The sequence below is a fragment of the Roseomonas sp. F4 genome (assembly GCF_053891155.1).
On the sequence record NZ_JBSSHK010000002.1, the window covers coordinates 367,822 to 387,243 of the forward strand.

Below are 19,422 nucleotides of genomic sequence, written 5' to 3' on the forward strand. Positions count from 1 at the left end.
TCTGGCGGGCAAGTTAGGCGCCGGCTGATGAATCAGCCGTGAAGCCGGCCGCCGGTCGGGGCGCCTCTTTTCAGGCCAGTCTTTCGGTCGAGACCTCATGCGTCGCCCGGCCGTCGCGGGCGAAGGCGGTGATATTGCCAAGGGTGGTTTCGGCGATGGCGGTCAGCGCCTCCGCCGTGAAGAAGGCCTGGTGCGCGGTGACCAGCACATTGGGGAAGGTCAGCAGCCGGGCGAAGATGTCGTCCTGCAGCATCTGGCCGGACAGATCCTCGAAGAACAGATCCGCCTCCTCCTCATAGACATCGAGGCCGAGCAGCCCGATGGCGCCGGATTTCAGCCCGGCGATCACCGCCGGCGTGTCCACGATGCCGCCGCGGCTGGTGTTGATCAGCATGGCGCCGCGCTTCATCCCGGCGATCGCCGTCGCATCGATCAGGTGCCGCGTCGCCGGTGTCAGCGGACAATGCAGGGTGACGATGTCGGACCGCGCCAGCAGATCCGTCACGGAGGTGAATTCCAGCCCCAGCGCGCGACCTTCGTCGGAGGGGTAGGGGTCATAGGCCAGCAGGCGGCAGCCGAAGCCGCGCAGGATGCGGGCCACCGCCAGGCCGATGCGGCCGGTGCCGACGATGCCGGCGGTGCGGCCGTGCATGTCGAAGCCCAGCAGCCCATCCAGCGCGAAATTCCCCTCCCGCACCCGGTGATAGGCGCGGTGGATGCGGCGGTTCAGCGACAGCATCATCGCCACGCTGTGTTCCGCCACCGATTCCGGCGAATAGGCCGGCACGCGCGCCACGGTGATGCCCAGCCGTCGCGCCGCCATCAGATCCACATTGTTGAAACCGGCCGAACGCAGCGCGATCAGCTTCACGCCCAGCCGGGCAAAGGTCTCCAGCACTGCCGCATCCGCCTGGTCGTTGACGAAGGCGCAGACCGCCTCTGCCCCCTGCGCCAGCGCCGCCGTCTCGGCGGAAAGCCGTGCTTCCAGGAAGGTCAGGCGATGCGGCGCCCCGGCGGCGGCATTGGCGGCGTCCAGGAACTGGCGGTCATAGGGCTTGGTGCTGAAGACGGCGACCTGCATGGAGTCTCCTTTGTTCCGAGGCGGCCGACGGGCGCCTTGCGGTTGCGCGCATCATCGCAGACCGGCCCGAGGCCTGGCCACAGTCAGTCGGTTTCCGTCACAGCTCTGCCCCTCGCCTCCTCGCCCTGCCTCTGGCAGGCTGTGACCATGGCAAGTCCCAAGCTGATCGTCACTCTGACGGCGAATCCCTCGATCGATCTGGCCAGCGACGCGGAATCCGTCCGGCCGGTGCGCAAGATCCGCACCCGCAACGAGCGTTATGATCCCGGCGGTGGCGGGGTGAATGTCGCCCGCGTGGTGCGGGAGCTGGGCGGGGAGGTGCTGGCGGTGCTGCTGGCCGGCGGCGTCACCGGGCGGTTCCTGGAGGAGCTGGTGGAGGAAGCCGGGCTGCCGCATCGCAGCGTGCAGATCGCCGGCCGCACCCGTATCGCCCAGATCGTGCAGGACCTATCGAGCGGCCTGGAATACCGCTTCATCCCGGAGGGCCCGGAGGTGTCCGGGGCCGAGACCCAGGCCACGCTGGACGCCCTGGCGGCGGCGGAGGGTGGCTGGCTGGTACTCAGCGGCAGCCTGCCGCGCGGCATGCCGGTGGATTTCTTCGCCCAGGCGGCGGCCCAGGCGCGGCAGCGCGGCCAGCGCGTGGTGGTGGACAGTTCCGGCCCCGCTTTGCGTGCGGCGCTGGAAGCCGGCGGGCTGGAACTGGTGAAGCCTAGCCTGGGTGAGTTCGAGTCCCTGCTCGGCCACAAGCTGCCGCATGCCGCGGATCAGGAGAGGGCGGCGCTGGAGATGGCGCGGTCCGGCGCGGCGCGGCTGGTGGCGGTGACGCTGGGCCATCGCGGCGCGGTGCTGGCCTGTGCCGAGCGGGTGTGGCGCCTGCCGGCGCCGGATGTGCCGGTGCGCGGCGCCTCCGGGGCGGGGGACAGCTTCGTCGCCGCCATGACCCTTGCCTTGGCGCGTGGCCTGGCGGCGGAGGAGGCCTTCGCCTGGGGCAGCGCCGCCGGCGGCGCGACGGTGGCGCAGCCCGGCACGGCGCATGCCCAGCGGGCCGAGGTGGAAAGCCTCTATATCCAGATGCGCCGCCTGCTGGCCTGACCTGCCGGGTCAGGGCAGCCGTGCCGCCCCTTCCGGCTCGGCGGACCAGGCCACGCGCAGCACCCGGGGCGCGGGACCGGGCAGGGAGGTTTCCTCCAGCACATAGCGCACCTCCAGCCGCAGCGCGGGCGGGCCGGGCAGGCGCCAGGCCAGGCGCAGCATGGGCAGGTCGAGGCCACGGCGCCGCTCCAGTACCATCTCCTCCTCCCCCGGCGGGCCGAGCCGCGCCAAGGCGGCGTCCCGCAGGAGCTCCCTCGGCAGGGGCTCCGGCAGGATGCGGGTAGACCAGATGGCCATCAGCGGCGCGTCGGCATCCGGCCCCGCGCTGACCAGCCGCCAGCCCGGGCAGAGCAGCCAGGCGCCGCTGGGGCTGCAGCTATCCGCGGGGGGCAGGGCCAGGCGCAGGGTGAGTCCGCCCGGCAGCGCCATCGGGTCCTGAGGCTCCAGACCCTGCTCGCGCGCCGTCGCCAGGGCCTGGCCGATGAGCATCGGCGGCAGCGGCAGGCTGGCGTCCTCCTGCGACCATGCGGGAAGGCACGGCGGCAAGAACAGGGTCAGAAGCCAGCATATGTTACGGTGACGGCTCGTCATCGTGGGAAGGTGGCGCCGAAAAACGTGCCGAAACGTGACATGAATCAACTGGACGGTTTTTGTTATCGGTGCCGGCGCCGTGGTCGGGGGTGACGACTTTTGATTGTGCCACGCTCGGCCATCCTGTCTCCTGGGGCGTGCAATTCTTAACGCTGCACGCCAGGGATGGTTGATGCCGGGGCCGATGCGCGCCAAAGTGCTCGTAACAGAGGCTTGATGGGAAGGTGTGCTGTGGCCGGGCCTGCCGCCGATTTCGGCTCCCGTGTTCTGCGCATCACGCGCCGCGCCTGCCTGATCCTGCCGCTGCCAGCCCTCGCGCACGATCTGCCCGCGCCAACCGTTTCGTCCCGTCCCGAAATTCTGCGGGATGCGCGTGACTGGGCCATCTTCTGCGAGCGGTGGCTCGACCCGAGCGGCAGGGTCGTGGATTCGGGAAATCGTGGCATCTCCCACAGTGAGGGGCAGGGCACCGGCCTCATCTTCGCGGCCCGGCACGCCGATCGCGCCAACTTCGATCGCATCCTGCGCTGGACCCGTGCGACGCTGCGGCGCCCGGGAGATATGCTGCATGCGTGGCGTTACACCCCCGGCGCCGCGATTCCCGTCGATGATCCCAACAATGCCAGCGATGGCGACCTGCTGATCGCCTGGGGCCTGCTGATCGCCCATGAACGCTGGGGCGTCGCGACCCATCGGACGGAGGCGCTGGCGATCGCGCGCGATCTGCTGCGCCTTTGCACCCTGCGGCACGGCACGCGACTGCTGCTGCTGCCTGGCGTGCACGGCTTCCGCCATGCCGATCATGTGGTGGTCAACCTGTCCTACTGGCTGTTCGGCGCGCTGCGCATGTTGGAAGCCGCGATGCCCGACCCGGCCTGGCAGGCGCTGCGCGCCACTGGGCTGGAGCTGATCCGGCAGGCCCGCTTCGGCCGCTGGGGCCTGCCGCCGGACTGGCTGCGCCTGCCGGCCGATGGCAGCAGCCCCGTGCCCGCCAGCCCCTGGCCACCGCGTTTTTCCTGGGACGCGGTGCGGGTGCCATTGCACCTGATATGGGGCGGCCATCTGCAGGAGGCGACGGTGCGCGCCGCCGCCGAATTCTGGGGCGATCCGCGCTGGCGCCAGATGCCCGCCTGGGTCGATCTCGCCAACGGCTCCATCGCCCCCTATGGCGCCACCGCCGGTATTCTGGCCGTGGCACGGCTGACGCTGGCGGCGCGGGTGGGATGGGGGCAGCATGACAGTCTGCCCTCCGTCGCCGACGCCCCGGACTACTACGCGGCCAAGCTGGTGATGATGGCCCACTACGCCTGGGATGCCTGCGGCCTGGACCTGGCGGAGGAGCCGCGCCGGCGGCTGCGGCAGTTCCAGGCACCGCCGACCGAGAGCCGGCGCTAGCAGGCTGATTCAGACTTTTCGGTGATTCCGCCCCAAGTCATCACGTTCAGGCGCCCTCCGGCGAACGCTTTCTTCATCCCGCGCCCGCCAATCTGGCGCCGCCCATGCCCGACCCCGCCCCCCGTCCGCCGGAACGCCCGGCCACCTTCGCCGAGCGCGGTTGCGCCGTGCCCTTCACCGCGCCCGATCTGACCGGCGGCCGTCTGCGCCGCCTGCCCCCCGGCCCGGCGGAACTGCTGCTGCCCGCGCCGGAGGGAAGGGGCGTGGTGGTCGTGCCCTGGTCCGAATGCCTGGGGCAGCGCGCCGCTTCGCTGCATGACCGGCAGCTTTGGGACCGCATTGTGGGGCAGGACCAGCCGACACCGGCGCGGATCCGCGCGGCGGCGCGGGAGGTGGCGCGGCTGGGCTATGCCGGCCGCCCGGCCCAGGCCGCCGCCCTGGCCGCGCAGCAGCGGCAGGCGACGGCGAAGGAGGCGCTGCGCGCGGCCCTGGTCGACATTTTTGGGGCGCAGGCGGCCGAGGGCGGCCTGCTCGGCCCGTTGCTCGCGATTCTGGGTCGGACCGGCGCCGGCCCGGCGCTGCCCGGCGGCGGCCAGCCCCTGGCGGCCATCCCACGGGAGCTTCAGGCCCTGCGGCGCCTCTGCGTCGACCTCGCCGCCTGGGGGCATACCGTTCCCGCCCAGACCGAACGCCGTGCCGCCACCCTTGCCCTCAGTGCCGCGCGGATGACCTTGCCGAAGGCCGAGGCCTGTCTTCTGGCGCTGTGGGAGGCGGTCGCGGCCCTGCCGCGCGGCCAGGCGCCGGGGTCGGAGGCTCTGCCCCGGCTGGCGGAGCTGGCGTCGCGGGTCGAATGGCTGCTCGATGGCTGGGCCTTGCCCGGCGCGCTCTGGGCCGCGGCCCCGCCGGATGCGCGCGGCGGCGTGGTCGTGGAGCTGGTGGCGCTGCTGCCCATTCTGCCGCTGGAAGCCGAGGCCTGGCCCGAGGTGTCGCGCGACCCCTCGACGCCCTGGGACACGCTGCTGCGGGCGCGCCGCGCCATGCCGCCCGCACCGCCCAGGCCGGCAGGGCTGGCGCGCAACGAGGCGCTGCGGGTGCTGGCGGCATGACCGGTTCCGCCAGCATCCCCGCGCGGCCGATCCGCCTCGCCCAGCTGCTGTTCCTGCCCCTGGAAGGGGTGATGCAGGCCGCGGCCGGCCTGCCGCATGTCCCGCGCGTTGCCATCCCAGCCATCACTGCCCTTGTCGTCCATCGCCTGCCGGCGCTGGTCGCGGAGGTGGAGGCCACGGCGCCCTGGCACGGGCTGACGGATCACGCGGTGGTCGCCGCGCTCGGCGCACGGCTTTGGCCCGCCGCGGGGCAGGCCCTGCGGGATGGCGCACCACCGGGCTGGTCCGCGCCCGGATTGCCGGAGGCGGCGGTGGCGCCCGTGCTGGCGACCGTGTCCGCGATTTTGCGGCGCGCGGTGCCGCTGTGGCAGGTGGTCATGGCCTCCGACCCGCCGGAGGATCTGCTGCACGCAGCCCTGGCGCCGCTGGCCGCCGAAGGGCCAGCGCCCCTGGCGGCCGGCCTGGCGCTGTTGATGCCCCATGCGGCCCGGCCCGGCCTTGTCGCGACGCTGACCGCCGGATTGGCACCGGAGCTGGAAGCCACGGCCGAGGCGGCGCTGGCGGAGCGGTTGGCGGCGGAGGCCCGCATGCTGGAGGAGGCTGAGGGCCCCGGCGCCCTGGCCACGGCGGCATTCCGGCTCGGCAATCTGCTGGAGGAGGCGGAGTTGAGCGCGGCGTGGGGTGTGGCGGAAGCGCGGCAGGTCATGGCCGCGGCCCTGCGCCGCCAGGCGGCCCAGGCCTGCCATGGCCATTACGCCGCGGCACTGGCGGCGCGCTTGCTCGCCCCGGTCACCCGTGCCGCGGCGGCCCCGCCGGCCAGCGATGCCGTGGTGGCGGGGCTGGAGGCGACGGCGCGGGAGCTCACCGCCCTGGAGCGGGCCGGGCGCCGGCTGGGCCAGGAAGCTGATTTCGACCGGCGACGGGAGGAGGCCTTGCGGCGCCTACTGCGCCTCGCGGCAACACCCGCCGGCCTGACCGGCATCGAGCTGGCCCGGCTGGCGGAAATCCTGGCTGGGCCGCAGGCGGCCTTGGCACTGCTGGAGGCGGCTTAGCCTCAGGCGCCGGGCGCGGTTATTAAACGCCTCAGGCGCCGGGTGGCTGGCCCTCATGCGTCTCGCTGCCGGCGCGCCAGCGATGGGTGGAGGCGCCGAAGGCCACCATCTCGCCGGCCTCATCGAAGACTTCGGTCCGCACGAAGAAGATGTTGCGGCCGCGCTGCGCCATCCGGGCCGCGGCGATGACACGGCCGCCCTTCACCTGGCCGGTGAAGCGGCAATCCAGGTCCAGCGTCACCGCCTTGCGGACATTGCCGGGCACGCTGCACCACAGCCCGGCATAGCCCGCGGCCTGGTCGACCATCGACAGGATCAGTCCGCCATGGATGATGCCGGAGCGGTTGCGATGCGCATCGCCGGCCTCGCAGGCGAGGCGGGCAAAGCCGTCCTCCCATTCGATCAGGGTAAGTCCGAGCAGCCTGTGATAGGCTGCGCCATCGGGGTCGAGATTCGGGAGCTGGGTCATGGCTTCCCGTTGCCGTTCCTGGCCGCCAAGGTCAACCGGCCGTAGGACGAACATATGCTTCCCGCGAAGGTGGACATCGACGGCGCCGGTGATGTGGCGTTGACGGCGGAGCAGGCGGCCGCCCTGCTCGGCGTGGAGCTGGCCGATTTCCTGACCGATCTGCGCGCCGGCCATGTCTATTCCGTCGTCGAGCGGGGGGAGGGCGCGGATGCCGGACGGCTGCGCCTGACTTTGCACCGCCGCGCCACCCAGCGCCGGCTGCTGGTGGAGGCCGCAACCGGCCGGGTGATCGGGGAGGGTTGACCGCAACAAACCTCGCGACAATGGTAAGGTTTTCGGGCCTAATGTGACGCTTTGAGGATCCTTTGCGGCCAAGCAACTGACAAAAAATGAGGTCGCCCGTGGACAGTGTTTTGCTGCTCGACGCGATGGCGGAGGTTCTGCCGGACTGCGCCGCCATCCGCCTCGCGCCAGACGGCCAGATCACGCATTGGAGCACGGCGGCGGTCCGGGTTCTGGGTCATGCGCCCGCCTCCGCCCTGGGGCAGCCGCTGCAATTGCTCTACCCTCCGGATGATGTCGTCACCGGCCGCCCGGCGCAGGACCTGGAACAGGCGGCGGCGCAGGGCAGCCTGGTGGTGGAGGCGCTGCGGTGCCGGGCGGACGGGTCCTGCTTCCGGGCCCGGAGCATCTTCCTGCAACGGGCAACGCCGGCGGCGGGCTTCGTGCTGCTGGTCCAGGACCTGACCGAAAGCGACCGCGCCGAACAGGCGCTGCGGACGGCGCATGACGAGCTGGAGCGCAGGGTGGCCGAACTCGCCGCGCTGCGGCGGCAGCGGCGCGGCGCTGGCGAGGCAAGGTTCCGCCAGGTGGTGGAAGCGGCGCCGAACGCCATGGTGATGATCAACGCGGCCGGGCTGATCGAGATGGTGAACGCCCAGGCGGAGCGTGTCTTCGGCTATGCGCGGGACGAAATGCTGGGCCAGCCGATCGAGATGCTGGTGCCGGCGCGCTATCGTGGCCACCATCCCGGGCTGCGCGGCGTCTTCTTCGCCGCCCCCCGATCCCGGCCGATGGGGGCGGGGCGGGACCTTTACGGGCTGCGCAAGGACGGCAGGGAATTTCCGGTCGAGATCGGCCTCAACCCGATCGAGACGGAGGAGGGCCCGATGGTCCTCTCCGCCATCCTCGACCTTTCGGCCCGGGTGCAGCTGGAGGCGCAGCTGCGCCAGGCGCAGAAGATGGAGGCGGTCGGCCGCCTGACCGCCGGCGTGGCGCATGACTTCAACAACCTGCTGCAGGCCATGTTGGGCAGCCTGGAGATGCTGCGGGACCGGGTGCAGGACGATGCGGAGAGCGACGATCTGGTGTCCGCCTCGATCGAGACGGCGATGCGCGGGGCGCGGCTGACGCATCACCTGCTCGCCTTCTCCCGGAAGCAGGTGCTGCGTCCCAGCCGGATCGGCATTGCCGAGCTGCTGCACCGGACCGTGGCGATGCTGGAACGCACCCTCGGCCCCAATATCCGCATCCAGGCGACGGAAGAGGCGGTCGGGCTGCACGCCTTCGCCGACCCGGCGCAGCTGGAGGCCTGCATCCTGAACCTGGCGATCAATGCGCGCGACGCCATGCCGCGCGGCGGCCATCTGACGATCCGCGCGCTGGGCCGACGCATCAGCGCGGCAGAGGCGACGGAGACACTGCCCGCCGGCGACTATGTGGTGCTGGAGGTGCAGGATACCGGCACCGGGATCGAGGTGGAGATCCTGGAACAGATCTTCGAGCCCTTCTTCACCACCAAGAATGTGGGGGAGGGTTCGGGCCTGGGCCTGCCCATGGTGCTCGGCTATGCGCGGCAATCCGGCGGCGATGTCAGGGTGCTCAGCACCCCGGGCCATGGCACCCGGGTGGAACTGTTCCTGCCCCGCAGCACCAGGGCCGATCCGCCCAAGTCATCGTCGCGCGCCGGCTTCCCGTCGCCACCGGCGGAAGGGCGGGTGCTGCTGGTGGATGACGTGCCGGCGGTGTTGCATACGCTGGGCGCCTTCCTGGCCGGCGCCGGCTATGAGGTGGTGCGGGCCGGCAGCGGCGAGGAGGCGCTGCGGACGGTGATCGCCGGCAGGCCGCTGGACTGCGTGGTGACGGACTACGCCATGCCTGGCCTGTCCGGGCTGGAACTGCTGCGGCGGGTGCAGGAGCTGCGGCCGGGCCTGCCGGTGCTGATGGTGACCGGCTATCCCGGGGTGGAAAGCCTGCGCGACCTGCCGCCGCATATCCAGATCCTGCGCAAGCCCTTCCTGCGGGCGGAGCTGCTGGAACGGGTGCGCGGCTTGGTGCGGGAACTGCGCAACGCGGCGGAATAGCCTGCCGGCCGATCAGCTGATCTGCAGGTTCTGCAAAGCCTCCTCCAGCTCCGCGAAGCTCGGCATGGAATGCGTGGGCGCGGTCTTGCGGCCGGCTTCCACCGCCACCTGCGGTGCATTGCCGTGCAGATGCGCCACCAGCACGGCGCGGATCACCTCATAGTATTTGCAATCCTCCTCGATCACGCCGTTCAGCCGGGTCGCCATCGGGCCCATCACGCCATAGGCCAGGAGGATGCCGAGGAAGGTGCCGACCAGCGCGCCGCCGATCATGCCGCCGAGCACCGCCGGCGGGCTGTCGATCGCCGCCATGGTCTTGATGACGCCCAGCACGGCGGCGACGATGCCGAGCGCGGGCAGCGCATCCGCGGTGTTCTGGAAGGTATGCGCCACGTGCAGCTCCTCCGCCCGCACCTTCTTCAGCTCCTTGGACATGATGTCCTCGATCTGATGCGGGTCGTCGGCGTTCATGCCGACCATGCGCAGGTAGTCGCAGATCATCGCCAGCGCGATCTTGTCCGCCATGATCTTGGGGAACTTCTGGAAGGCGATGCTCTCGGAGGGCTTCTCGATATGCGCCTCCAGCGCCATGGCGCCCTTGGTCTGCGCCAGGCGCACGAACCAGTAGAGCAGCGACAGCAGATCCACATATTCATGCTTGTGGAAGCGCTCGCCCTTGATGATCTTTCCGAAGCCACCCAGCGTGTGCTTCACGCTGTGCATGCTGTTGCCCATGACGAAGGCGCCGATGGCCGCGCCGCCGATCATCATCATCTCATAGGGCAGCGAATGCAGGATGATGCCGAACTTGCCGCCGGCGATCACATAGCCGCCGAAAACCATGGCCAGCAGGAAAACCAGGCCGCCGATCGTGGTCATCGCGCGGGACTCCTTGGTGTGCTGGGCGGGGTTGCCCTGGGCTGGGCTGGGCTGGGCTGGACTGCGCCAGGCTGGGAAGGAGCCGGCTGGACGCCGTTGGATGGGGCGCCGTTGGATTGGGGCGGCGGATCACGCAGCAGGGTGATGGAGACACGTCGGTTGCCCGCGGCATTCGGCGTCTCCGGCAGCAGCAGATCGCGCTCCGCATGGCCGGTGACGCTGCGGATGCGGCTCTCCGCCAACCCTGCCTCCATCAGCAGCCGCCGTGTGACATTGGCGCGTTCCGCCGAAAGGTCCCAGTTGGACCGTTCCACGCCACCACGGAAGGGCGTGGCATCGGTATGGCCGGCGATGGCGACGGCATTGGGCAGCCGCGCGATCGCCTGGGCGACGCGGGCCAGCAATTGCCGCGCCCGGTCATTCGGCGCGGCGCCGCCGAGGGCGAACATCGGCTGCCGGTCTGCGTCCAGAAGCTGGATGCGCAGCCCCTCCGGCACCTGTTCCACCCGCATCTGCTGGGCCAGTTCCGCCAGCGCCGGGTCCATCGCCACGGCATTGCGCAACTCCTCCGCCGCGCGTTCGAATTCGGCGCGTTCGCGGCGCTCATGCTCGACGCGCAGCGCGGCATCGGTCAGGGCGCGGAGCTCGGCCGCCTGGGCCTCCGCCTGTTCGCGCGGGTCGATATCGCCGGGCGGGGCGCTGGCGCGGGATTGCTGGGCGTTCTGCCGCTCGGCGTCATCATCCTCGCCCTCCGGCGCGTCGCGCATCGGGATGGGGCGGGCGACGGTGGGGACATCCTCCTCCACCTCCACATCCTCCAGCACCGGCAGGGGGCCGCGCTGCAGGCGGATGGCGCCGGCATTCTGGCTGAGCTGGGCGGTTTCATTGGGGGTCCGGCCGCCAAAGGGCTGGCCGCTGCCAGTGGTGCTCTGGCCCAGCACATTGGTTGGCGCGAAATAATCGGCGATGCCGCGGCGCTGCTCCTCCGTGGTCGCGTTCAGCAGCCACATCAGCAGGAAGAAGGCCATCATCGCCGTCACGAAGTCGGCATAGGCGACCTTCCAGGCCCCGCCATGGTGCCCGTGCTCGCCTTCCTCGATGCGCTTGATGACAATCGTCGCGCCGTTTTTGCCGCCCTTCGCCATGGATCTCCGCGCAATCCCATCCGCGCCCGTGTTGGGGCGGTGCGATGCCTGGGATAGCGGAGGGCGGTTAAGCGGGCGCTAAAGGGCGGTGTCGGGACATACCAGGCCGCGCTGGAAGGCCGCCCGCATATGCGCCACGCCGCCCGTGGTCAGCCCGCCATCGGCCGCGACCTCGCTGCCCGTCATGAAGGAGGCCTGATCGGAAGCGAGGAACAGCACGATGTTGGCGATCTCGTCCGGGCTGGCTTCCCGGCCCATCGGGATGGCGTGGCGATTGGCCTCGATATGGCCCGCCGGCGCGGCCTGGGTCAGCGGCGTGGCGATCGTCGCGGGATGCACGGAGTTCACCCGGATGCCCTCCGCCGCCAGTTCCAGCGCCGCGGATTTCGTCAACCCTCGCACCGCCCATTTGCTGGCGGTGTAGGAGGGATCGCCATGCGCGATGAGCCCGGCGGTGGAGGCGATGTTGACGATGGCCGAGGGCGCCGCGCGCGCCAGCAACGGCCGGCAATGCCGCATGCCGAGGAATACGCCGGTGACGTTCACCGCCATGGCCCGATCCCATTCCGTGCGGCTGGTGGTCGCCATCGGTTTGCGGATGATGAGGCCGGCATTGTTGACCAGCACGTCGAGCCGGCCGCCACGCGCCTCCATGGCCGAGGTCAGCGCCACCCAATCCGGCTCCGACGCCACATCCAGGCGGTGGAAGCTGGCGGAAAGGCCCTCGGCGCGCAGCGACGCGGCCAAAGCCTCCCCTTCGGGGATCAGCACGTCGCCCAGATGCACATGCGCGCCCGCCTGCGCGAAGCGCCGCACCAGCGCCGCCCCCAGACCGCGCGACCCGCCGGTGACGCAGACGCTTCGTCCCTGGAACATCACGCGGTCCTTATTCGGTTGACCAGTTCAGCCAGCGGCACAGCGCCTTGCCCATGACCAGCGCCAGATCCTCGCCGCGCAGCCAGGGCAGGTGGTCGGTGAACATCGTCACCGCATCCCGGTAGTCGCAGGGCAGGCGCGTGAGGTCGGAGCCCCAGAACATCCGGGCCGGCCCGAAGGCGTCGAAGCTGGCCTTCAGGAAAGGGTACAGGCTGGCGAAGGGATAGGCATCCTCCGCCGCGCAGGGCAGGGCGGAGGCCTTGATGGCGATGTTGGGCCATTGGCTCAGGCGCAGCAGGTCCGGCAGATGATCGAAGGCCGCCGGGCCACGCCGTTCCACATGTGCGCCCATATGGTCGATGATCAGGCGCAGACCGGGATGGCGTTCCGCGATCGCGGCGACAGCGGGAAAATCCTCGTTCACAAACAGCATCAACGCCAGCCCGTCGCGCTCTGCCTGACGGAAAATCCAATCCGCGGTGCCGTCGCGCAGTTGCCGGATCGCGGCGCGCCGGAAATTCAGCCGCGCGCCCAGCAGGCCGGGGAGGAAACGCCATTCGGCGAAGCGGTCGCGGCTGTCCTGCGCTTCGATCGGCAGCCGGCCCATGACGGCGAAACGGTCGGGAAAGCGCCTGGCCGCCTCCAGCGACAGGGCATTGCGGAACCCTTCCCAGGAGGGGGGAACCAGGATCGCGCGGTCGACACCCGCGCGGTCCATCTCCCCCAGCAGATCCCGCGGCAGCAGCGGGACGGGCCGCTGCACGACGGCCGGCGAAGGCTGTGGCCAAGGCTGGTCCGCGGGCTCGGCGGACCAGACATGAACCTGGGAATCGACGATCAGGATGGCCGTTATTCCGGCTGGTAGTTGACGCTGCGCAACAGCTCCGTGGCACGGGCGATCTCGTTGCCGATGAAGCGGCGGCTGTCCTCGATGCTCTCGACCACCGGCTCGATCACCTGGGTGGTCAGGCGACGGGCGATGTCCGGGTCGCGCATCGTCTCCTGGATCAGGGCATTGACCCGCTGGCAGATCTCGGGCGGCGTGCCCTTGGGGCCCCAGACGCCGTACCAGGCCTGAAACTCGAAGCCGGGCAGGCCCATCTCCGCCATCGTCGGCACATCCGGCGCGAGGCTGGAGCGTTCGGCGGTGGCGATGCCAAGGGCGCGGATGCGGCCGTCATTGCGGCTGGCGAGCAGGGCGAAGCTGGGGTCGATCAGAAGCTGGGCGCTGCCGCCCATCAGATCGGTCAGCGCCGGCTGCGTGCCGCGATAGGTCACGACATTCAGGTCCGTGCCGGTGCGCCGCATGAAGTCGATCGTCGCCAGATGCCCGGCGGAACCGAGGGCAGAGATGGCGATGTTCCAGTCGCGTGGGTTGGCCTTGGCCGAGGCCACCACCTCCGCCACCGTCCGTTCCGGCCGCGCGCCGCTGATGACCATCACCAGCGGGGCCTGGGCGGTGCGACCCATCGCGGCGAGATCCTGCTGCGGATCGAAATTGGCGCCCTTCAGCACCAGCGGCATGACCGCCGTGTTGAAGGTGGAGGCCAGCAGGGTGAATCCATCCGGTGGCGCCTGCAGCACGACATTGGTGCCGAGCAGCGCGGAGGCGCCGGGGCGGTTTTCCACAACTGCGACGGCGCCTAACTTCTCCTGAAGCCGCTGCGCCAGAAGCCGCGCCAGAAGGTCATTCGCGGCGCCAGGGGGCGTCGGGCAGATGACGCGGATCGGACGGCCCAGCGGCCAGGTGGATTGCGACCGCGCGATAGAGGGCGCGGCCAGACCCAAAGCCGCGGTGCCACAGGCCATCAGTCTTCTTCTGCTCAGCATTTTTCCCCCGGTGGAATCCTTGAATATCGGATTCCGATTATTTGTTCGGATTATCATGATGGTAGCTCCGCTCACCGTCGAGGCGAGCGGGGAGTGCTAGCCGGCGATCAGCGCAGCCTCATCCTCCGCCGAAAGCGGCAGCAGCGGTGGCCGCAACCGGCGCCAGGCCGGGTCCTCATTGCGATGCGCCAGCAGGGCCTTCAGGGACGCCATCTGCGCGAAGCGGGAGGCGCGGTTGCGCGCAGCGACGATGACCGCCTGCGCTGCCTCCACCTCCGCCGCGCGGGCGGGGTCATTCCAATGGCGGAAGACGAAGGCGAGCTCGGCGGCGACCAGGTTCGACGTGGCGGTGATGCAGCCGGCGCCGCCGCCGCGCAGCAGCGGCAGCATCAGCGGATCGGCGCCGGCCAGCACGGACAGGCCGGGGAAGCGTTCCACCAGCGCTTGCATATGCGCCAGGTCGCCGGCAGAATCCTTGATGCCCGTGAAGCTGCCGGGATAGCGGGCGCGCAGCCGCTCAATGACCGGGAAGGTGATCGGCACCGCCGACATCTGCGGGATGTGGTACAGCACGATGCGCAGCCGCGGATCGGCAATGCGCTCCACCACCTCGGCATAGGCGGCGAACAGCCCATCATCGGTGACGCCCTTGTAGTAAAAGGGCGGCAGCATGACGACGGTGGTGATGCCGAGCGACAGCGCGTGCCGCGTCAGCGCCACCGTCTCCCCCAACGCGGCCACGCCGGTGCCGGGCATCAGCCGGTCCGGTGCGATGCCGGCCGCGACCACTGCTTCCAGCAGGCCCTGGCGTTCGGCGCTGGTGAAGGAGTTCGCCTCCCCGGTCGTGCCAAGTAGCGCCAGGCCGTCGCAGCCTTCCTCCAGCAGCCGGCGGCCATGCGCGATGAAGCGGGCATGGTCGGGTGCATGGTCCGCGGTGACCGGGGTGAGGGCCGCGCAGAAGACGCCCCTGGGGTGCAGCGTGGTCATCGGACCCATTCCTCCGTCACGCGGACGTATTTGATGGCCTGGCGCCAATAGGTGTAGGTGATGTGCAGCGCCCCATCCGCGGTCTGGCAGATGGCGGGGTAGGAGAATTCCCGGTTCAGCCGGTCCTTCGAATTGTTGGTCATGCAGTAGCCATCGCCGGTTTCCAGATTCCGCCGGCGCGGCCAGCTATGTCCCCCATCCTCCGAGATCGCCAGCGTCATGGGCGCGCGCGGCGCGCCCCAGAAGGCGCTGCGCACGTCATCCGCCAGGGCGGCGGGGGCGAGATCATCGCCGCCGCCGATATCGTCATATAGCGACAGCCGCCGGTCAGTGGCCTGTTCCGCGCTGGAATGGTTGTAGACCATCGCCAGATGGCCGTTGGCCAGGCGCGTGACGAGGATGGAGGAGTTGTTGTTCGGCAGCTCCGTCGGCACCGGCGCCGACCAAGTCCGCCCACCATCGGTCGACCGGCTGACATGGACGGAATCGGCCCAGCGGCTGCGGTAGAAGGCGGCGAGTTCGCCATTGCGCAGATCGACGATGCTCATATGCACGCAGCCCGTGCTGCCCGGCACCGCATGTTCCGTCCAGCTTGCGCCGCCATCGGCCGAGATCATGACCGAACTGGTGTCGAGATGCCCGGTCCAGGCGCCGGCGGGCGGCTTGGTGCAGCGCCAGATCGGCAGCAGCCAATCGCCATTGTCCAGCACCACAATGGGACTGCGGATGAAGGTGCCGAAGCCCGGCTGCTCCTCGAACAGCGTCTCGATCGGACCCCAGCTCACCCCGCTATCGGTGGAGATGCGGCGGCGGATCAGCGCGGTGTCCTGGTTGCCCGAAATCTGCGCGGTCCAGAGCAGCCAGACAGTGCCATCCGGTGCCGGAAACAGCAGCGGATTCTGCTCCGACCGCGTGGGATCGTCCGATAGCTTCCGGGCGGGCGTCCAGCGATCCGCGCCCTTTGCCAAGCGCGAGAAATGCACCGAGATATCGGGCACGCCTTCCTGCGTGCCGCCGAACCAGACGCAGCCGAGGTCACCGCCCGGCAGCGGCATGATGAAGGAGGCGTGGTTCTGCACGCAGGGGGTCGGGATGAAGGCCTCGATCCGCGCGGCATCGTCCGGCGCGGGCGCCAGCACCTCCGGCCGTTCGATCAGCCCGTTGCTGTCCGGCATTGTGGCGTTTCCTCAGAGCGCGGCGTGGTAGAGGGCGAGGATATCCTCGCGGCTCATCGCGCGCGGGTTGTTGTCCAGCAGGCGGCGGATGGCATGGGCTTCCGTCGCCATCACGGGCAGGTCGGCCTCCGGCACGCCGAGGCGCGACAGGCGCATCTCGATGCCCAGTCCGGCGCAGAAGCCATGCCCCGCGTCGCGGATCGCGGCTTCGCCCTGCACCGCGCCAAGGCCCAGCGCTTCCAGGATCAGCGCGGTCTTGGCGGGGGCCGCGGGCGCGTTGAAGGCCAGCGTGTGCGGAAAGATCACGGCGCAGGCCAGGCCATGGGCGATGTGGTGGCGCGTGCCCAGCGGATAGGCCACGGCATGACCGGCCGTGGTGTTCACCGGGCCGAGGCAGAAGCCGCCATAGAGCGAGGCCAGCGCCAGCCCCGCCCGCGCCTCCCGGTCGCCGCCATCGGCCACAGCGCGGGCGATGAAGCGGCCCACCAGGCGAATGCCCTCCAGCGCATAGAGGTCGATCAGCGGATGCGCTTTGCGGCTGGTGAAGGCCTCCGCGCAATGGGCCAGCGCATCCACGCCGGTGGCGGCGGTGACGGCGGCCGGCACGGTCAGCGTCAGATCCGGATCGACCACGGCGAGGTCGGCCAACATGTGGCGGCTTTGCACCGCCAGCTTGTTCTGCGTCGCCGGGTCGGTCACCAGGGACCGCGTGCCGGCCTCGCTGCCGGTGCCGGAGGTGGTGGGCACCTGCACCAGCGCGCAGCGCCGCCCGGCCACACGTTCCGGCCCCACCACGTCATGGATCGACTGGCCGCTGCCGGGCAGCACGGCGACAAGCTTGGCGAGGTCCATGGCGCTGCCGCCGCCGAAGCCGATGACGAGATCGGGCTGCACCCGATCCGCCAGCGCCAGCACCTTGTCGAGGTTCGGAATATCCGGCTCCGGCTTCACCTCGCCGAAGACGGTGACATCGCCGGGCAGGGCCAGCAGGTCCACGCGCGCCGCATTGAAGGCATCCGCCACGACCAGGATACGGCCAAGCCCCTTCGCGCGGGCCCAGGCACCGACGCTGCCGACCAGGCCGGCGCCGAAGTCGATGCGCGGGGGACGGTCGATCTCGATGGGGCGCAGCAGATCGGTCATGGCGGGGTCCTCAGGACGCGCGATGCGCGGCGAGTTGTTCGGCATATTCGATGGCTTCGATCAGGCTGCGCTCGCTGGCGATGCCCTGGCCGGCGATGTCGAAGGCGGTGCCGTGATCGACGGAGGTGCGGATGATCGGCAGGCCCAGCGTGATGTTCACGCCCGACAGCGCCTCCCACTTCCCGGTCTCCGGATCGACCGAAAAGCCCAGCAGCTTCACCGGGATATGCCCCTGGTCGTGATACATCGCGACCACCGCATCATACTGTCCGGCGCGCAGCTTCACGAAGACCGTGTCACCGGGCACGGGGCCGGTGACCTGCATGCCATCCGCCACCGCCTGGGCGATGGTCGGCGCGGAGATGTCGATATCCTGCCGCCCGAACAGGCCGCCCTCCCCGGCATGCGGGTTCAGCGCGGCGACGGCGATATGCGGGCGGGCGATGCCGAGCGCCAGCAGCGCCTGATGCGTCAGGTCCAGCACCAGCCGCAGCCTTTCGGGCGTCAGCCGCTTCGGCACATCCTGCAACGCGACATGGGTGGTGACGTGGCTGACGCGCATATTGCCATGCGCCAACAGCATCACGGAGCCCTTCACCCCCGTCAGCTCCGCCAGCATCTCGGTATGGCCGGCATAGTGGTACCCGGCCTTGTTCAGCGCTTCCTTGTTCAGCGGCGCGGTGACGATGGCGCCGACCTTGCCGGTCTCCGCCAGCCGCACGCCGCGTTCCACCGCCAGATAGGCGAAGCGCCCGCCATCGGCGGTCATCACGCCGGGCGCGATCGGCGCGCCTTCCGGCCCGGCCTGCAGGAAGGCCAGCGCGGGCCAGTCCGCGGCCTCCGCCACCACTTCCGGAATTGCGATCTCCGGCGTCAGGGCGCGGCGCGCCTGTTCCAGCGCTTGGCCGCTGCCGATCACCAGCAGCTTCAGCTCCCCCGCCGCGATGCGCGGGGCCAGCGCGCGGCAGGCCTTGACGATGATCTCGGGACCGATGCCGGCCGGGTCGCCCATGGTGATCGCGAGGTGCCGCGGCGTCATGCGGGAATGCTCCGTGTGAGAAGGCCGTTATCGGCCAGAAGGTCGCGCCACAGTGTATCACCGCCGAAGGCCCCGGATTTGGAGATGACCTCGACACCGTCCCAGGCGCCACCGCGCATGATGGAGCGCGGAACGCCGGCGCTGACCAGCCCGGTCGCCTCCAGCGCCTGGGTGCCAAGGCTGTCGCAGATGGCGCGCAGGGTCTCGCCACCCGCCGCGAGCAGCGTGCCGGGTTGGGGCAGGCGGCGCAGCAGGTCGGCTGCCAGGGCAGCGATACGACGTGCGGCTTCCGCGCGATCCAGGCCTTCCGGCAGCTCCGGACGGACCAAAACGCAGCCGGTCTTTGTCAATTGGCGCGCGACGTTGGCGGCCGCGGCCTCACCGCCATCGGCCAGCCTGATCCAGTGCGGCCCGCAGGCCGCGAGCTGGCGCGCCGTGGTGGGTTGATCGGAGCCGAACAGGCCAAGCACCGGGCCGCGCAGGGTCGTGGAGGTCCGCGCCACGGTCTCGCCGGCCAGGGCGCGCGCGAGACCGCCGCTGCCGCACCACAAAACCGGCCCGGCCGCCGCGCGGCCCAGCGCCGCGATGCGCGCGAGGTCCGCATCGCTGTCGGCATCGAAAATCGAAAGGCCGGGCAGCAGCGGCGCATCGTGTCTGGCGAGGCGCGGCTGCAAGGCTTCGGCCCGCAGTGCCGCGATCAGCTCGGTGCGCACCGCGGCCCAGCCGCCCTCCGCCTGCCGCGCCAGCACCTGCCCGCCGCGCGTGATCCGCCCCTGTGCCGGGAAGGCGGGGGCCAGGATGCAATGCGCCCAGGTGCCCCCCGCGAGGCAGGCCGCCAGCTCCGCCGCCACCTGGCCGCGCAGCAGGCTGTCGATCTTCTTGAAGGCGATGTCGGCCCCGCGTAGCGCCGGGGCCCAGTCGCGCAGCCGCTTGGCCGCCGCGTCGCGCCCCGCCTCCCGCGTGCCGGTGTCGAGCGCCAGGCTGCCGTCGCGGGCGGGCGCACCGTCCCAGCGCACGGGCACAGGGCCACACAGGCCGGTCAACTCCGCCGCCGTATCCAGCGCGCCGGTCAGGTCATCGGCCAGCAGGCACAGCCGGGTCTCTCGGGGGGCCGTGGTGCTTGCGTCCGGGCTGCTCGCCATGTCCTCCGCCCTTGCACTCGGCTGTTGATCGGAATACGAACAATTGTTCGATATCTA

19 protein-coding genes are annotated in these 19,422 nt (G+C 70.5%); 6 read left to right on the forward strand and 13 right to left on the reverse strand.

Going from position 1 to position 19,422, the window contains the following annotated elements:
- Positions 1–70: 70 nt before the first annotated feature.
- The gene (locus ACVFYP_RS09145; protein ID WP_499199859.1) at positions 71–1,081 is read right to left on the reverse strand and encodes a 2-hydroxyacid dehydrogenase; all 1,011 of its coding nucleotides are present in this window, start codon (positions 1,079–1,081) and stop codon (positions 71–73) included.
- A 147-nt stretch (positions 1,082–1,228) separates the two neighbouring features.
- Here ACVFYP_RS09145 and ACVFYP_RS09150 point away from each other — a divergent pair, with 147 nt between their 5' ends.
- Entirely contained in the window at positions 1,229–2,173 is a 945-nt protein-coding gene (locus ACVFYP_RS09150) for a 1-phosphofructokinase family hexose kinase (protein WP_499199860.1), read from the forward strand.
- 9 nt (positions 2,174–2,182) lie between these two features.
- Here the strand turns inward: ACVFYP_RS09150 and ACVFYP_RS09155 are convergent, their stop codons facing one another.
- Positions 2,183–2,719, reverse strand: a complete 537-nt coding sequence (locus tag ACVFYP_RS09155; protein WP_499199861.1) for a hypothetical protein — start codon at positions 2,717–2,719, stop codon at positions 2,183–2,185.
- Between the two features lie 276 nt (positions 2,720–2,995).
- Here ACVFYP_RS09155 and ACVFYP_RS09160 point away from each other — a divergent pair, with 276 nt between their 5' ends.
- The 3 genes from ACVFYP_RS09160 (at position 2,996) to ACVFYP_RS09170 (ending at position 6,317) form a co-directional block, all read left to right on the forward strand.
- A complete protein-coding gene (locus tag ACVFYP_RS09160) occupies positions 2,996–4,159 on the forward strand; it encodes a family 8 glycosyl hydrolase (RefSeq protein ID WP_499199862.1) in 1,164 nt (387 codons plus the stop codon).
- Between the two features lie 104 nt (positions 4,160–4,263).
- Complete coding sequence (locus tag ACVFYP_RS09165; protein WP_499199863.1) at positions 4,264–5,265, forward strand: hypothetical protein; 1,002 nt, start codon at positions 4,264–4,266, stop codon at positions 5,263–5,265.
- On the forward strand, positions 5,262–6,317 hold the full coding sequence (locus ACVFYP_RS09170) for a hypothetical protein (protein ID WP_499199864.1): 1,056 nt from the start codon (positions 5,262–5,264) through the stop codon (positions 6,315–6,317). The genes ACVFYP_RS09165 and ACVFYP_RS09170 overlap by 4 nt, the downstream gene beginning before the upstream one ends.
- A 31-nt stretch (positions 6,318–6,348) precedes the next feature.
- Here the strand turns inward: ACVFYP_RS09170 and ACVFYP_RS09175 are convergent, their stop codons facing one another.
- Positions 6,349–6,786 carry a PaaI family thioesterase gene (locus ACVFYP_RS09175; protein ID WP_499199865.1) on the reverse strand — a complete coding sequence of 146 codons (438 nt, stop codon included), beginning with the start codon at positions 6,784–6,786 and terminating at the stop codon, positions 6,349–6,351.
- Between the two features lie 54 nt (positions 6,787–6,840).
- Between ACVFYP_RS09175 and ACVFYP_RS09180 the strand changes: the two genes are divergently transcribed.
- Positions 6,841–7,089 carry a DUF6522 family protein gene (locus ACVFYP_RS09180; RefSeq protein WP_499199866.1) on the forward strand — a complete coding sequence of 83 codons (249 nt, stop codon included), beginning with the start codon at positions 6,841–6,843 and terminating at the stop codon, positions 7,087–7,089.
- Between the two features lie 98 nt (positions 7,090–7,187).
- Complete coding sequence (locus ACVFYP_RS09185; RefSeq protein ID WP_499199867.1) at positions 7,188–9,149, forward strand: hybrid sensor histidine kinase/response regulator; 1,962 nt, start codon at positions 7,188–7,190, stop codon at positions 9,147–9,149.
- Positions 9,150–9,161: 12 nt separating this feature from the next.
- On the opposite strand, the gene motA is transcribed toward ACVFYP_RS09185, so the two are convergent.
- The 10 genes from motA to ACVFYP_RS09235 form a co-directional block, all read right to left on the reverse strand.
- Positions 9,162–10,028, reverse strand: a complete 867-nt coding sequence (gene motA, locus ACVFYP_RS09190; protein ID WP_499199868.1) for a flagellar motor stator protein MotA — start codon at positions 10,026–10,028, stop codon at positions 9,162–9,164.
- Positions 10,025–11,173: a flagellar motor protein MotB gene (locus ACVFYP_RS09195; protein ID WP_499199869.1), complete on the reverse strand. Its 1,149-nt coding sequence runs from the start codon at positions 11,171–11,173 to the stop codon at positions 10,025–10,027. The genes motA and ACVFYP_RS09195 overlap by 4 nt, the downstream gene beginning before the upstream one ends.
- Positions 11,174–11,251: 78 nt before the next feature.
- Entirely contained in the window at positions 11,252–12,049 is a 798-nt protein-coding gene (locus ACVFYP_RS09200) for an SDR family NAD(P)-dependent oxidoreductase (protein ID WP_499199870.1), read from the reverse strand.
- A 10-nt stretch (positions 12,050–12,059) separates the two neighbouring features.
- Positions 12,060–12,902 (reverse strand): amidohydrolase family protein, encoded by an 843-nt coding sequence (locus tag ACVFYP_RS09205; RefSeq protein WP_499200467.1) that lies wholly within the window; start codon positions 12,900–12,902, stop codon positions 12,060–12,062.
- On the reverse strand, positions 12,899–13,858 hold the full coding sequence (locus tag ACVFYP_RS09210) for a Bug family tripartite tricarboxylate transporter substrate binding protein (protein ID WP_499199871.1): 960 nt from the start codon (positions 13,856–13,858) through the stop codon (positions 12,899–12,901). The genes ACVFYP_RS09205 and ACVFYP_RS09210 overlap by 4 nt, the downstream gene beginning before the upstream one ends.
- 117 nt (positions 13,859–13,975) lie before the next feature.
- Complete coding sequence (locus ACVFYP_RS09215; RefSeq protein ID WP_499199872.1) at positions 13,976–14,866, reverse strand: dihydrodipicolinate synthase family protein; 891 nt, start codon at positions 14,864–14,866, stop codon at positions 13,976–13,978.
- Positions 14,863–16,041 (reverse strand): sialidase family protein, encoded by a 1,179-nt coding sequence (locus ACVFYP_RS09220; protein WP_499199873.1) that lies wholly within the window; start codon positions 16,039–16,041, stop codon positions 14,863–14,865. The genes ACVFYP_RS09215 and ACVFYP_RS09220 overlap by 4 nt, the downstream gene beginning before the upstream one ends.
- A gap of 12 nt (positions 16,042–16,053) precedes the next feature.
- Positions 16,054–17,184 (reverse strand): iron-containing alcohol dehydrogenase, encoded by a 1,131-nt coding sequence (locus tag ACVFYP_RS09225; RefSeq protein WP_499199874.1) that lies wholly within the window; start codon positions 17,182–17,184, stop codon positions 16,054–16,056.
- Positions 17,185–17,194: 10 nt separating this feature from the next.
- Positions 17,195–18,223, reverse strand: a complete 1,029-nt coding sequence (pdxA, locus tag ACVFYP_RS09230) for a 4-hydroxythreonine-4-phosphate dehydrogenase PdxA (RefSeq protein ID WP_499199875.1) — start codon at positions 18,221–18,223, stop codon at positions 17,195–17,197.
- Complete coding sequence (locus ACVFYP_RS09235) at positions 18,220–19,365, reverse strand: four-carbon acid sugar kinase family protein (protein WP_499199876.1); 1,146 nt, start codon at positions 19,363–19,365, stop codon at positions 18,220–18,222. The genes pdxA and ACVFYP_RS09235 overlap by 4 nt, the downstream gene beginning before the upstream one ends.
- Positions 19,366–19,422 lie beyond the last annotated feature (57 nt).

What these genes read in the sequence shown, in the direction of transcription:
- ACVFYP_RS09175 (WP_499199865.1), bottom strand. Translation starts at nt 6,786, where the DNA reads ATGACCCAGCTCCCGAATCTCGACCCCGATGGCGCAGCCTATCACAGG.
- ACVFYP_RS09210 (WP_499199871.1), bottom strand. Translation starts at nt 13,858, where the DNA reads ATGGCCTGTGGCACCGCGGCTTTGGGTCTGGCCGCGCCCTCTATCGCG.
- ACVFYP_RS09220 (WP_499199873.1), bottom strand. Translation starts at nt 16,041, where the DNA reads ATGCCGGACAGCAACGGGCTGATCGAACGGCCGGAGGTGCTGGCGCCC.
- ACVFYP_RS09145 (WP_499199859.1), bottom strand. Translation starts at nt 1,081, where the DNA reads ATGCAGGTCGCCGTCTTCAGCACCAAGCCCTATGACCGCCAGTTCCTG.
- pdxA (WP_499199875.1), bottom strand. Translation starts at nt 18,223, where the DNA reads ATGACGCCGCGGCACCTCGCGATCACCATGGGCGACCCGGCCGGCATC.
- ACVFYP_RS09150 (WP_499199860.1), top strand. Translation starts at nt 1,229, where the DNA reads ATGGCAAGTCCCAAGCTGATCGTCACTCTGACGGCGAATCCCTCGATC.
- ACVFYP_RS09235 (WP_499199876.1), bottom strand. Translation starts at nt 19,365, where the DNA reads ATGGCGAGCAGCCCGGACGCAAGCACCACGGCCCCCCGAGAGACCCGG.
- ACVFYP_RS09200 (WP_499199870.1), bottom strand. Translation starts at nt 12,049, where the DNA reads ATGTTCCAGGGACGAAGCGTCTGCGTCACCGGCGGGTCGCGCGGTCTG.
- motA (WP_499199868.1), bottom strand. Translation starts at nt 10,028, where the DNA reads ATGACCACGATCGGCGGCCTGGTTTTCCTGCTGGCCATGGTTTTCGGC.
- ACVFYP_RS09180 (WP_499199866.1), top strand. Translation starts at nt 6,841, where the DNA reads ATGCTTCCCGCGAAGGTGGACATCGACGGCGCCGGTGATGTGGCGTTG.
- ACVFYP_RS09170 (WP_499199864.1), top strand. Translation starts at nt 5,262, where the DNA reads ATGACCGGTTCCGCCAGCATCCCCGCGCGGCCGATCCGCCTCGCCCAG.
- ACVFYP_RS09225 (WP_499199874.1), bottom strand. Translation starts at nt 17,184, where the DNA reads ATGACCGATCTGCTGCGCCCCATCGAGATCGACCGTCCCCCGCGCATC.
- ACVFYP_RS09215 (WP_499199872.1), bottom strand. Translation starts at nt 14,866, where the DNA reads ATGACCACGCTGCACCCCAGGGGCGTCTTCTGCGCGGCCCTCACCCCG.
- ACVFYP_RS09195 (WP_499199869.1), bottom strand. Translation starts at nt 11,173, where the DNA reads ATGGCGAAGGGCGGCAAAAACGGCGCGACGATTGTCATCAAGCGCATC.
- ACVFYP_RS09165 (WP_499199863.1), top strand. Translation starts at nt 4,264, where the DNA reads ATGCCCGACCCCGCCCCCCGTCCGCCGGAACGCCCGGCCACCTTCGCC.